Annotated in this window: 10 protein-coding genes; 8 read left to right on the forward strand and 2 right to left on the reverse strand. The window is 73.1% G+C overall.

Annotated elements, in window-relative coordinates:
• Nucleotides 1–1,131, forward strand: a 1,131-nt coding sequence (locus ABD946_RS31880; RefSeq protein WP_345289084.1) for a cation:proton antiporter, incomplete at its 5' end; no start/stop codon positions are given.
• Here the strand turns inward: ABD946_RS31880 and ABD946_RS31885 are convergent.
• Complete coding sequence (locus ABD946_RS31885) at nucleotides 1,097–1,930, reverse strand: AraC family transcriptional regulator (RefSeq protein WP_345289085.1); 834 nt, start codon at nucleotides 1,928–1,930, stop codon at nucleotides 1,097–1,099. The two genes, ABD946_RS31880 and ABD946_RS31885, sit on opposite strands and share 35 nt — an antisense overlap.
• Nucleotides 1,931–2,012: 82 nt before the next feature.
• Between ABD946_RS31885 and ABD946_RS31890 the strand changes: the two genes are divergently transcribed.
• Entirely contained in the window at nucleotides 2,013–3,008 is a 996-nt protein-coding gene (locus tag ABD946_RS31890) for a DMT family transporter (protein ID WP_345289086.1), read from the forward strand.
• 173 nt (nucleotides 3,009–3,181) lie between these two features.
• On the opposite strand, the gene ileS is transcribed toward ABD946_RS31890, so the two are convergent.
• Nucleotides 3,182–6,310: an isoleucine--tRNA ligase gene (ileS, locus tag ABD946_RS31895; protein ID WP_345289087.1), complete on the reverse strand. Its 3,129-nt coding sequence runs from the start codon at nucleotides 6,308–6,310 to the stop codon at nucleotides 3,182–3,184.
• A gap of 610 nt (nucleotides 6,311–6,920) precedes the next feature.
• Between ileS and ABD946_RS31900 the strand changes: the two genes are divergently transcribed.
• The 6 genes from ABD946_RS31900 to ABD946_RS31925 all read left to right on the forward strand — a co-directional run bounded on the left by ABD946_RS31900 (nucleotide 6,921) and on the right by ABD946_RS31925 (nucleotide 12,093).
• The gene (locus ABD946_RS31900) at nucleotides 6,921–7,424 is read left to right on the forward strand and encodes a TraR/DksA family transcriptional regulator (protein ID WP_345289089.1); all 504 of its coding nucleotides are present in this window, start codon (nucleotides 6,921–6,923) and stop codon (nucleotides 7,422–7,424) included.
• Between the two features lie 161 nt (nucleotides 7,425–7,585).
• Nucleotides 7,586–8,134, forward strand: a complete 549-nt coding sequence (lspA, locus tag ABD946_RS31905; protein ID WP_345289090.1) for a signal peptidase II — start codon at nucleotides 7,586–7,588, stop codon at nucleotides 8,132–8,134.
• Nucleotides 8,135–8,241: 107 nt separating this feature from the next.
• A complete protein-coding gene (locus tag ABD946_RS31910; protein WP_345289091.1) occupies nucleotides 8,242–9,177 on the forward strand; it encodes an RluA family pseudouridine synthase in 936 nt (311 codons plus the stop codon).
• The gene (locus ABD946_RS31915; protein WP_345289092.1) at nucleotides 9,177–9,635 is read left to right on the forward strand and encodes a GNAT family N-acetyltransferase; all 459 of its coding nucleotides are present in this window, start codon (nucleotides 9,177–9,179) and stop codon (nucleotides 9,633–9,635) included. The genes ABD946_RS31910 and ABD946_RS31915 overlap by 1 nt, the downstream gene beginning before the upstream one ends.
• 134 nt (nucleotides 9,636–9,769) lie before the next feature.
• Nucleotides 9,770–11,413: a sensor histidine kinase gene (locus ABD946_RS31920; protein WP_345289093.1), complete on the forward strand. Its 1,644-nt coding sequence runs from the start codon at nucleotides 9,770–9,772 to the stop codon at nucleotides 11,411–11,413.
• Nucleotides 11,410–12,093 (forward strand): response regulator, encoded by a 684-nt coding sequence (locus tag ABD946_RS31925; RefSeq protein WP_345289095.1) that lies wholly within the window; start codon nucleotides 11,410–11,412, stop codon nucleotides 12,091–12,093. Before ABD946_RS31920 ends, ABD946_RS31925 begins: the two co-directional genes overlap by 4 nt.
• Nucleotides 12,094–12,163 lie beyond the last annotated feature (70 nt).

Genomic DNA, 12,163 nt, shown 5'->3' on the forward strand with positions numbered 1-12,163 from the left:
CCGGGCGTCGTCCCGATGTTCAACGGTCTGGCGCAGCTGGGCCTCGTGCTGTTCATGTTCGGAGTGGGGCAGGAGCTCGGCGCCATGCGGCTGCGTGGTGCGGCTCCGCAAGCCCTGCTGATCAGCCAGGCCTCCCTGCTGGTGCCGTTCGCGGCGGGAGTCCTGATCGCCCTGCCCCTGATGGGCCAGTACATGGGGACCGAAGTCCGGCCCGTGGCCTTCGTGTTGTTCATCGGCTGCGCGCTGAGCATCACCGCGTTCCCCGTGCTCGCGCGCATCCTCAGCGACCTCGGCCTCACCCGGACCAGGCCCGGGCAGCTCAGCCTGTTCGCCGCGGCGGTCGGCGACGGCGGCAGCTGGCTGATCCTGTCCGTCATCCTCTCGCTCGCGCACGGCTCGGACCCGACTGCCCTGCTGGGAAGGGCAGTTGCCGTGCTCGTGCTGGTCGCGCTGTTCGTCGGGCCGCTGCGCCGGCTCGCGACGAAGGTGCCCGACCGGACGGACTGGGCCAAGCGGGCGCCGAGCGCCGCGGTCCTGCTGGTGATCGCCGTGGGCGCGGTCTCCACCCTCACGGCGATGCTGGGCATTCACCAGCTCATCGGCGCCCTGCTGGTGGGCCTGGTCTGGCCCCAGGGGAACCGGATCGCGGTCGCGGCCGCCGCCCCACTGGCGTCGACGGCCAAGACCGTCCTCCTGCCGTTCTTCTTCCTGGGCTTCGGTCTGAACGTCGACCTGCGCTCGCTCCACCTCGACGGCGGGGCCGGCCTGGTCCTGCTGGCGCTCCTGGCCGTCGCGATCGTGGGAAAGCTGGTCGGTCCCGGCCTGTGCGCCCGGCTGACCGGACTGCCCTGGCGGGATTCGGCCGTCCTCGGAGTGTTGCTCAACGCCCGCGGACTGACCGAACTGGTGGTGATCCAGATCGGCTACCAGGCCCACATCATCAGCCAGCAGATGCTCGGCCTGCTGACCATCGTGGCGCTGGTCACCACCGTGATGACCGCGCCGCTCCTGCGGGCCGCGGGAGCGGGGCCCGCACCGGAGGAGCCGGTCCCGTCGGCGGAGCCGCTCGAGTCCGTGCTCGCCGGGGCCGGCGCGGTCAGTGGGTCGCCCGCTGGTAGATCGCCGGAGTGATGCCGTAGGTGCGCCTGAACCACCGGCCGAGATGGGCCTGGTCCGCGAAGCCCACGGACGCCGCGGCCTGAGCGGGCGTCAGGCCGCCGACCAGCAGCTGCCGCGCCCGGCGCAGCCGCAGCAGACGCTGGTACTCGCTGGGAGCCAGGCCGAACTCCGCCCGGAACGCCCGGTACAGGGCGAAGCGGCTGCAGCCGGCGTCGGCCGCCAGGTCGTCCGCGGACAGCTGGTCGAGGAAGCACTCGTCCAGCCGTTCGCGGGCCCGCCGGGCCGCTCGACGCTGCGCGGTGCCGTCCAGGCCCCGGGTGCGCGGCGCCTTCGTCGACCCGCGTTCGGCCAGGGCCAGGACGGTCGCCGTGAGCAGCTCGTCCCGTTCGACGGGGCCCGCCCCGTCGACGAGCGCACCGTGCAGGCGGGCCAGCAGCGTGGTGAGCACCGGATCGGTCAGCACCGGGCGGACGAACAGCGGCATGGCTCCCGTCGTGCGGGCGGCGGCGTCGGCGAGGACGTCGCGGACGACCGCCGGGCCGATGTGCACGATCCGGTACTGGTAGCCCAACTCGGCTGCGGCCTGGCCGTCGTGGACCTCGTCCGGGTTGAACGCCATCACCATGCCGGCGCCGCTGGTGTGGTTGGCCCCACGGCAGTGGAAGCTCTGGGCGCCGAGGTCGGTGATGCCGAAGGAGTACGTGTCGTGGCTGTGCGGCGCGTACACGTGGTTGCGGAAGTGCGCGTGCATGGCTTCCAGGGAGCGGGCGCCGTCCCGCCAGTACCGTACCCAGCTGCTTGCCGTTGACATGAACCCATTGTGGCCGCGCACCAGCGTTCAAGACACGGCCGGTGAACTCGAAGAAGGTTGGATCATGGGAACATCACGTCGGATGAGCAATCCGTACATCCTCCTCCTCACGACCATGGTGCTCTGGGGCAGCTCCTTCTCCAGCTCCAAGATGGTCGTGCAGAACGTGCCGCACTCGGTGGGTGCGCTCCTGCGCTTCGGCGGCGGCGCGGTGGCGCTGCTCCTGGCGGTGGCGATGTTCGGCAACCGCCAGGTCCGGGTGCCGGCCCGCAGTGGGTGGCTCGCGGCAGCCGCCGGCGTGCTGGGCGTCTTCGCCTACAACGGGTTCTTCTTCTGGGGCCTGTCGCTCGCCCCGTCCCTCGACGCCGGCATTCTCATTCCGGTGATGAGCCCGCTGCTGACCAACACCTTCCTGCTCATCACCGGCAAGGAGAAGGCGAGTTGGGCCCGGGTGACCGGGTTGAGCCTGGGGCTCGCGGGCGCGGCGGTGTTCTTCGTCGGGGCCGGTGGGCACGGATCGGGCGGTTCGTCCCGGCTGCTCGGTGACGCGCTCTTCGTGCTGAGCGCCGTCTGCTGGGCGGCCTACACGCTGATCGGCCCCCGGGTCCTGGCGGGTGTCGACCCGCTGCGGGCCACCACCTACGCGACCTGCGCCGGTGCGGTGCTGCTGGGTGTCCTCGCGGCGCCCGACCTCGGCGAGGTGGTCTGGTCGGACCTGCCCGCCGGCGTCTGGTGGAACTCCGCCTACCTGGCCATCGGCGCGGCCGCCGTCGCCAACCTCCTCTACTACCGGGGCGTCGGCTCGGTGGGGCCCGCGCGGGCCTCGCTGATGATGTTCAACGTGCCGATCGTCAACACCCTGTGCGCGACCCTGCTGCTCGGGGAGTCGTTCGGCTGGATCCAGGGCACGGGTGCGCTGGTGCTGGTGCTCGGGGCGGTCCTGGCGGTGACGCAGGGCAAGCTGCCCCGCCGCGCGCCCGCCGTGCCGGCCGTGCCGGCCGCGCCCGCCGAGGCCGTGCCGGCGCCGAGCCCGGTCGAGGCCAGGGCGAGCGAGGTCGGCCGGTCGGCGAGCTCCTGACGGAGGGTCCGGAGCGGAGCACACCGACCGCGGCCGAGGTCCGCGCGTGCGACTGACCCACCGTCAGTCGCACGCGCGGACCTCGGCCGCGCGCGGTTCCTCGCGCCCTCGGAGTGACCACGCACGCCGAAGGGGCGCCCGGGAGGTGCTCCCGGGCGCCCCTTCGGGACGGGTCAGGCCTTGCGGAGCTGGAAGTGGAGGCCGAGGCCCTCGTCGGTGAAGGTCTCGGACTGCCAGTCGGCGGAGCCGGCGGCGAAGTCGGTCGCGAGGACCTCCTCGGCGACCAGGTGGCCGTGCTCGGCGATGGCCTCGACGGTGGCCTCGTCGGTGGCGCGCCAGCGCAGGACGATGCGGTCGGCGACGTCCAGGCCGGAGTTCTTGCGGGCCTCCTGGATCTGGCGGATGGCGTCGCGGGCGATGCCGAGCCGCTTGAGCTCCGGGGTGATGGCCAGGTCGAGGGCGACGGTGGCGCCGGCCTCGTTGGCGACGGCCCAGCCCTCGCGCGGGGTCTCGGTGATGATGACCTCGTCCGGGGTCAGCTCGACGGTCTCGCCGTTGAGCTCCACCGAGGCGGTGCCGGAGGACCGCAGCGAAGCGGCCAGTGCGGCGGCGTCGGCGGCCGCGACCACCTTGGCCACGTCCTGGACGCCCTTGCCGAAGCGCTTGCCGAGGGCCCGGAAGTTGGCCTTCGCGGTGGTGTCCACCAGCGAACCGCCGACCTCGGTCAGCGACTCGAGCACCGAGACGTTCAGCTCCTCGGCGATCTGCGCCCGCAGGTCGCCCGGCAGTTCGTCCCAGCCCTGGGCGGCGATCAGCGCCCGGGAGAGCGGCTGACGGGTCTTCACGCCGGACTCGGCCCGGGTGGCCCGGCCGAGCTCGACCAGGCGGCGGACCAGCGCCATGTTCCGGGAGAGCTCGGTGTCGATCAGGGTCTCGTCCGCCACCGGCCAGGTGGCCAGGTGCACCGAGCCGGGAGCGTCCGGGGCGACCGGGACGACCAGGTCCTGCCAGACCCGCTCGGTGATGAACGGGGTGAGCGGGGCCATCAGGCGGGTGACGGTCTCCAGGGCCTCGTGCAGGGTGGCCAGCGCGGCGGCGTCGCCCTGCCAGAAGCGGCGGCGGCCGCGGCGGACGTACCAGTTGGAGAGGTCGTCGACGAAGCCGGAGAGCAGCTTGCCGGCCCGCTGGGTGTCGAAGGCCTCCAGCGCCGCGTCCACCTCGCGGACCAGGGTGTTCAGCTCGGAGAGCACCCACTTGTCCAGCTGCGGACGGTCGGCCGGGGCCGGGTCGGCCGCGGACGGGGCCCAGTCGGCGGTGCGGGCGTAGAGGGCCTGGAAGGCGACGGTGTTCCAGTAGGTGAGGAGGGTCTTGCGGACCACCTCCTGGATGGTGCCGTGTCCGACCCGGCGCGCGGACCAGGGCGAGCCGCCCGCGGCCATGAACCAGCGCACGGCGTCGGCGCCGTGCTGGTCCATCAGCGGGATGGGCTGGAGGATGTTGCCCAGGTGCTTGGACATCTTCCGGCCGTCCTCGGCCAGGATGTGACCGAGGCACACCACGTTCTCGTACGAGGACTTGTCGAACACCAGAGTGCCGACGGCCATCAGGGTGTAGAACCAGCCGCGGGTCTGGTCGATCGCCTCGGAGATGAACTGCGCCGGGTAGCGCTGCTCGAAGAGCTCCTTGTTCTGGTACGGGTAGCCGTACTGGGCGAAGGGCATCGAGCCCGAGTCGTACCAGGCGTCGATCACCTCGGGCACCCGGGTCGCCGTGGCGGAGCACTGCGGGCAGGCGAAGGTGACCGCGTCGATGAACGGGCGGTGCGGGTCCAGCTCGGACTGGTCGGTGCCGGAGAGCTCGGAGAGCTGGGCCAGCGAGCCGACGCAGGTGAGGTGGTCCTCCTCGCAGCGCCAGATCGGCAGCGGGGTGCCCCAGTAGCGGTTGCGGCTGAGCGCCCAGTCGATGTTGTTGTTCAGCCAGTCGCCGAAGCGGCCGTGCTTGACGTTCTCCGGGTGCCAGTTGGTGGCCTCGTTCTCCCGGATCATGGCGTCCTTGACCTGGGTGGTCCGGACGTACCAGGAGGGCTGCGCGTAGTAGAGCAGTGCGGTGTGGCAGCGCCAGCAGTGCGGGTAGCTGTGCTCGAAGACCTCGTGGCGGAAGAGCAGGCCGCGCTCCTTGAGGTCGGCGAGGACCAGTTCGTCGGCCTTCTTGAAGAAGACGCCGCCGACCAGGTCGAGGCCGGCCTCGAAGGTGCCGTCCTGGCGGACCGGGTTGACCAGCGGCAGCCCGTACGCCTTGCAGATCTTGTAGTCGTCCTCACCGAAGGCGGGGTTGGTGTGGACCAGACCGCTACCGATCTCGGTGGTGACGTGGTCACCGTTGAGGACGATGTTGGCGCCTTCGAGCGTGACGATGGAGAACGGGGGCTGGTAGCTCCACCGCTCCATCTCGGCACCGGTGAAGGACCGGCCGGTCTCCTCCCACCCCTCGCCCAGGGCGTTCGCCAGGAGGTCCCGCGCGACGACGATCTGCTCGGTGCCGTCGGTGGCGACGACGTAGGTCACCTCGGGGTTGACCGAGACGGCGGTGTTGGAGACCAGGGTCCACGGTGTGGTGGTCCAGGCCAGCAGCGAGGCGGTGCCCGCGAGCGGGCCGGAGGTGAGCGGGAAGCGGACGTAGACCGAGGGGTCGGCCACGGTCTCGTAGCCCTGGGCCAGCTCGTGGTCGGACAGGCCGGTGCCGCAGCGCGGGCACCAGGGGGCGACGCGGTGGTCCTGGACCAGCAGGCCCTTGTCGAAGATCTGCTGGAGCGACCACCAGACCGACTCGATGTAGGAGGGGTCCATGGTGCGGTAGGCCTGGTCGAGGTCGACCCAGTAGCCCATCCGCTCGGTGAGCTTCACGAACTCGTCGGTGTGGCGGGTGACCGACTCGCGGCACTTGGCGTTGAACTCGGCGATGCCGTACGCCTCGATGTCCTTCTTGCCGGAGAAGCCCAGCTCCTTCTCCACGGCCAGCTCGACCGGGAGGCCGTGGCAGTCCCAGCCGGCCTTGCGGGCGACGTGGTAGCCCTTCATGGTCTTGAAGCGCGGGAAGACGTCCTTGAAGACGCGTGCCTCGATGTGGTGGGCGCCGGGCATGCCGTTGGCGGTCGGCGGGCCCTCGTAGAAGACCCACTCGGGGCGGCCCTCGGACTGCTCCAGGGTGCGCTGGAAGACCTTCTGGTCCTGCCAGAAGGAGAGGATCTGGTGCTCCAGCGCGGGCAGGTCGACCTGCGCGGGGACGGAGTTGTAGGTGCTCATCGCGGGCGTCTTCCTCCGACGGATGCGTGGACTGGCTTCCGACGGAGGGACGAGACGGACAGGCCGCCCCGCGGTACCACCCTCCTTGGCCGCGAACTGCCGGTGCGGCCCACTTGTTTGGGTTTGCAGCCGGTTCTAACGGGCCGTCAGGCCCCTCTTCCGGCAGCTCCGGGGTGATCTTCCCGCCGCGCACACCCCCGGGCTCGCACCGTCCCCGGGTCGCTCCTGGCTGCGTACGTCGGTACTCGTCCCATCAGCGCCTTGCAGCGCTCAGTGTATCGGCCCGCACAACCGCTTTGCGTCGCACGCCGCGGGGGCGCCGCGAACGGCGTGGTTAGCGGGTGACGATCTGGGCACAACCTGGTCAGCATCCGGGCTGGGCGGCCGGCCGGGTCGGAACGGGTGGGAACCGGCGGCCGTATCGGTATGTCCCATTGTGGGGGGATTCGATGGGGATTATCGTTCCGGCACGGAAACCGCCGGGAACCGGCGGTTCGTTTCGTTCGTAGATGAGGTCGAAGCCATGGCTGAGAAGGCAAGTGGTGCTACCACCACCACCGCCGGCAAGCGGACGCACAAGGCCGTGGCGGGCGACTCAGGGGAGGGGACCGTGACCACTACACGGCGCAAGACCAGCACCAGCACCGGCAGGGTGGCCGCCACCAGCCGCAACCACGCCCCGGCGGGCAGCGGAGCGCGGGGCGCGGAGTCGGTGGACCCGGCGGAGCTCCCGGTCCGCCCCGGCGAGGACCCGTGGACGGCGGCCGAGGTCCAGGAGCTGCACCAGGAGCTGAACGAGGACGCGGCCCGGCTGCGCGGCGAGATCGCCGCCGCCGAGCAGGCCCTCAACGGCCTGATGCGGGACTCCAACGACGGGGCCGGCGACGACCAGGTGGACGCCGGGACGAAGAACATCAACCGGGAGAGCGAGCTGGCCCTGGCCAACAACGCCCGGGACAGCCTGGCCCAGACCGAGCGCGCGCTGGCCCGCCTGGAGGGCGTCGGCTTCGGCGTCTGCGAGTCCTGCGGCCAGGCCGTCGGCAAGGCCCGGCTGCAGGCCTTCCCGAGGGCGACGCTCTGCGTCACCTGCAAGGCCAAGCAGGAGCGCAGGTAGGAGATGTAACGGCTGGGCCACGGGGTCGGGCAGGTGCCGTACGCTCGACCCCGACGACCTGTCCACCCCACCCGGCAGCGGAGCGGATCATCAGCACCCCAGGTTCCCCCCAGACCCAGGACGACGCCGTCCAGCCCGCCCCCGACGCCGCGGAGGCCGCCGTGACCACCGAGCCCGACTCCGCCGCCGCGGCCGCCGCCGAGGCGGTGCGGCGGCGCCGGGTGAGCGTGCTGCTGGTGGTGGCGCTGCTGGCCTACCTGATCGACCTGGGCAGCAAGCTCCTGGTGGTCGCCCGGCTGGAGGGCCACCAGGCCATCGAGGTGATCGGGGAGTTCGCCACCTTCCAGGTGATCCGCAACCCCGGGGCGGCGTTCGGGATGGGCCAGGCGATGACGGTGGTCTTCACCGCGATCGCCGCCGCCGTCATCGTGGTGATCTGGCGGATCGCCCGCAAGCTCTACAGCCTCCCCTGGGCGATCGCGCTCGGGCTGCTGCTCGGTGGGGCGCTGGGGAACCTGACGGACCGTCTGTTCCGCTCGCCGGGGGTCTTCCGCGGGCACGTCGTGGACTTCATCTCGGTGCAGCACTTCGCGGTCTTCAACCTGGCGGACTGCGCGATCGTCTGCGGCGGGATCCTGGTGGTGCTGCTGTCGTTCAAGGGGAGCAACCCCGACGGGACGACGGCGCCGGCCTCGTCCAAGGGCGAGTAGCGCGCCCCGCGGGGGAGGAGAACGGGCGAGCGGCACGAGGGGTCGCGCGGCCGTGGTGAAGCCTCCGCTGTGATCCGGCGGGGGGCCGGTCCGGCATACTCGTACGGGTGAGTACCGCACAGACCCGCAGCCTCCCCGTTCCCGACGGCCTGGAGGGCGAGCGCCTCGACGCCGCACTGGCCCGGATGTTCGGGTTCTCCCGGACCAAGGCGGCCGAGCTCGCCGCCGAGGGGAAGGTGACCATCGACGGCACCACGGCCGGCAAGTCGGACCGGGTGTCCGCCGGCGCCTGGCTGGAGGTCGAGATCCCGGCCCCCGCCGCCGCCGTCCAGGTGGTGGCCGAGCACGTCGAGGGCATGCGGATCGTCCACGACGACGACGACATCGTGCTGATCGACAAGCCGGTCGGCGTGGCCGCGCACCCGAGCCCGGGCTGGACCGGCCCGACCGTGATCGGCGGCCTGGCCGCCGCCGGGTACCGGATCTCCACCTCCGGCGCGGCCGAGCGCCAGGGCATCGTGCACCGCCTGGACGTCGGCACCTCCGGCCTGATGGTGGTCGCCAAGTCCGAGCGCGCGTACACCGATCTCAAGCGTCAGTTCCACGACCGGGTCGTGGAGAAGAAGTACAACACCCTGGTCCAGGGCCACCCGGACCCGATGAGCGGCACCGTGGACGCGCCGATCGGCCGCCACCCCAGCTCGGACTGGAAGTGGGCCGTCACCCGCGACGGCAAGCACTCCGTCACCCACTACGACCTGATCGAGGCGTACCGGGCGGCCTCGCTGCTGGACATCAAGCTGGAGACCGGCCGCACCCACCAGATCCGGGTGCACATGTCCGCGCTGCGCCACCCCTGCGTCGGTGACCTGACCTACGGCGCCGACCCGACGCTGGCCAAGCGGCTCAAGCTGACCCGCCAGTGGCTGCACGCGGTGCAGCTGGGCTTCGAGCACCCCTCGGACGGCCAGTGGGTCCAGTTCGCCAGCCCGTACCCGGAGGACCTGCAGCGGGCCCTCGACATCATCGCCTCGGAGAGCTGATGGGCGCCGAACTGCGGACCGCGGTGACCGAGGCCGACCTGGCGCTCGTCCGGGAGGTCCGGCACGAGGTCTTCGTGGTCGAGCAGGGCGTGCCGGTGGAGCTGGAGTACGACGAGCACGACGCCACCTCGGTGCACGTGCTGGCGGTCGGCGAGGACGGTACGGCGCTCGGCACCGGGCGGCTGATCCACGGCGCCGTGGCGCTCGGGATGACGGGCCGTCAGGGCCGGGTGCTGCTCGGGCGGCTCGCGGTGCGCAAGGAGGCGCGCGGCACCGGGCTCGGCGCCGAGCTGGTCCGGGCGCTGGAGGCGGCCGGGCGCGAGCAGGGCGGCACCGAGCTGGAACTGCACGCCCAGGTGCAGGCGCTGGGCTTCTACGAGCGGCTCGGCTACGTGGCCGAGGGCCCGGTCTACCAGGACGCCGGCATCCCGCACCGGACCATGACCCGGGTGCTCTGAGCGCCCGGACGGTCTTCGGGGCCCGGGTGGACGTGGCGTCCGCCCGGGCCCTGCCGGTTCTCCGACCTTCGACAGAGACCCGGTCGTCCCGGGGGCGTACCGGACCGGCCGGCCCCGCACCGGAGAATGGTCCGATGCCGTCCTTCCTTCCCACCGCTCCGGCGCCGGACCGGCCGCGCTGGCACGCCTGCGCCGGGCCGCTCGGCCTCGCCGTGCTGGTGCTGGCCGCCCAGCTGGTCCTGCAGGGCCCCGGGCCGGCCGTCCCGGGCCAGCTGCTGCTGGGGGCCGCCGCGCTGGTGCCGCTGACGCTCCGCCGGCGCTTCCCGCTGGTGGCGTTGGCGGCCGCGGCCACGGTGCTCGGCCTGTACCCGCCGGCCGGACTGCCGGCCGCCGTGGTGGCGTACTCCACCGCCAGGCGGCTCACCGAGCCGCGGCACCGGATCGCGGCACTGCTCGCGGCGAGCGGCCTGACGGTGCTCGTCGCCACGGCCGCCGCGCCCTCGCTCGGGTACGGCGGCCACGCGTTCGGGCTCGGCGTCGGCGTGGTGCTGGCCGCCAGCACGCTGGTGCTGCCCGGGCTGCTGGGCGGGACGGGCGGGCAGGAGGAGCGGCTGCTGCGGGCGCTGCGGGAGCGGGCCGAGGCGGCGGAGGCGGCCCGGCGGCTCGCGGACAGCGAGGCCCGGACGCAGGAGCGGTCCCGGATCGCCGCCGAGATGCACGATCTGATCGGCCATCGGCTGAGCGTGGTCTCGCTGCACGCGGGCGGCCTGGAGATGGCGATGGGGGAGCAGTCGCCCGAGCTGCGGGACGAGGCGGCCCTGGTGCGCCGCTCGGTCGGCGAGGCGATGCGGGAGCTGCGCGAACTGCTCGGCGTGCTGGGCCCCTTGGAGCCGGAGGGCGGCCCCGCCGCCGCGACCGGTGCGACCGGCACCCGGGCCGACGTGGAGGAGCTGGTGGGGGAGTCCCGCGCGGCGGGCGTCCCGGTGACGGTCCTGTGGGAGGGGCCCGACCTGGACGGGCGGCCGGCCCGGGTGCGGCACGCCGTGCACCGGGTGGTGCGCGAGGCCCTCACCAACGTCCACCGGTACGCCCTGGGGGCCGAGGTCACGGTGGCCGTCCGCCACACCGGGGACCGGGTCGAGGTGGAGGTGCGCAACGGCCTGCCGCCGGTGCCGCCGCAGGACCGGACCGGGCTGGGCACCGGGCGCGGCCAGATCGGGCTGCGCGAGCGGCTGGCCCTGCTCGGTGGCTCGCTGGCGGCCGGGCCTTCGGCGGACGGCGGCTACTCCGTGACGGCCTCGATGCCGGCCGAGCCCGGACCGGCCGCGGTCCGGACCCCCGAGACGGTGCCGGGCGCCGGTGGCGGTGCCGCCGACGGAGCCGGACGGGGAACCGGGCGGGCGGTCGGCGCCCTGCTCGGGCTGCTGGGGGTCGGCGTGACGATGCTCTTCGGACTGCTGACGGTCTCGCAGGCCTTCCCGGCGCCGGAGGACGGCGGCCGGACGCACCGCGAGCCCGCGCTCGGGATGTCCCGCACCGAGGTGGAGCAGGCCGTCTACGGGGACAGCGCGCTGGCCCGGGCGGCGGCCACCGGCCGGGAACCGGCGCACCCCGCCGACGTGACCGGCTGCCTCTACTCGACCTACCCGTTCGGGGAGCCGCCCCCGGAGGACGGCGTCCTGATCACCCGTTACTGCTTCCGCGGCGAGACGCTCACCGCGATCGACCGCTTCGCCGTGCCGACGGTGCCGGCCACACCGCCCCGGGAGAACCCGTGACCCTGCCCGCCGACCGGCCGATCCGGGTGCTGCTCGCCGACGACGAGGTGCTCGTCCGCCACGGCGTCCGGCTGATCCTGCGTCATGCCGAGGGCATCGAGGTGGTGGGCGAGGCCGCCAACGGCGAGGAGGCCGTGCGGATCGCCGCCGAGACCCGACCCGACGTGGCGCTGGTCGACGTCCGGATGCCGGTGCTGGACGGGCTGGCCGCGATCGAGCGGCTGCTGGCCCTGGAGCCCCGGCCGCAGGTGGTCATGCTCACCACCTTCGGCGACGAACGGAACGTCACCCGGGCCCTGCGCTCCGGCGCCACCGGCTTCCTGCTCAAGGACGAGGGCCCGCAGCAGCTGGTCAGCGCGGTGCGGGCGGCCGCCGCCGGGGACGCGGTGCTCTCGCCCGGGGTCACCCGGACCGTGGTCGAGCGGATGCTGGCCGGCGCCGCCGGGCCCGTGCCCGCCGCGCCGACGGCCCATCAGGAGCGCCTCGCCGCGCTCACCGAGCGGGAGCGCGAGGTGCTGGCGCTGCTGGGGGAGGGCCTGGCCAACACGGAGATCGGCACCCGGCTGGGCATCGGGGTGGGCACGGTGAAGACCCACGTCAGCGCCGTCCTGGTGAAGACCGGTACCGGGAGCCGGCTCCAGGCGGCGGTGCTCGCCCACCGCTCGGGGCTGAGCTCGTAGCGCCGGCTCTGCCGAAGGGGGGAGACGGCGGTCCGTCCCGGGGAGCACGGACGGCCCCGGCTCCGGCACC

It is taken from the genome of Kitasatospora albolonga, from assembly GCF_039535905.1.
In the GTDB taxonomy this organism is placed as follows: Bacteria; Actinomycetota; Actinomycetes; order Streptomycetales; family Streptomycetaceae; genus Kitasatospora; species Kitasatospora albolonga.

What these genes read in the sequence shown, in the direction of transcription:
- ABD946_RS31890 (WP_345289086.1), top strand. Translation starts at nt 2,013, where the DNA reads ATGAGCAATCCGTACATCCTCCTCCTCACGACCATGGTGCTCTGGGGC.
- ileS (WP_345289087.1), bottom strand. Translation starts at nt 6,310, where the DNA reads ATGAGCACCTACAACTCCGTCCCCGCGCAGGTCGACCTGCCCGCGCTG.
- ABD946_RS31920 (WP_345289093.1), top strand. Translation starts at nt 9,770, where the DNA reads ATGCCGTCCTTCCTTCCCACCGCTCCGGCGCCGGACCGGCCGCGCTGG.
- ABD946_RS31885 (WP_345289085.1), bottom strand. Translation starts at nt 1,930, where the DNA reads ATGTCAACGGCAAGCAGCTGGGTACGGTACTGGCGGGACGGCGCCCGC.
- ABD946_RS31915 (WP_345289092.1), top strand. Translation starts at nt 9,177, where the DNA reads ATGGGCGCCGAACTGCGGACCGCGGTGACCGAGGCCGACCTGGCGCTC.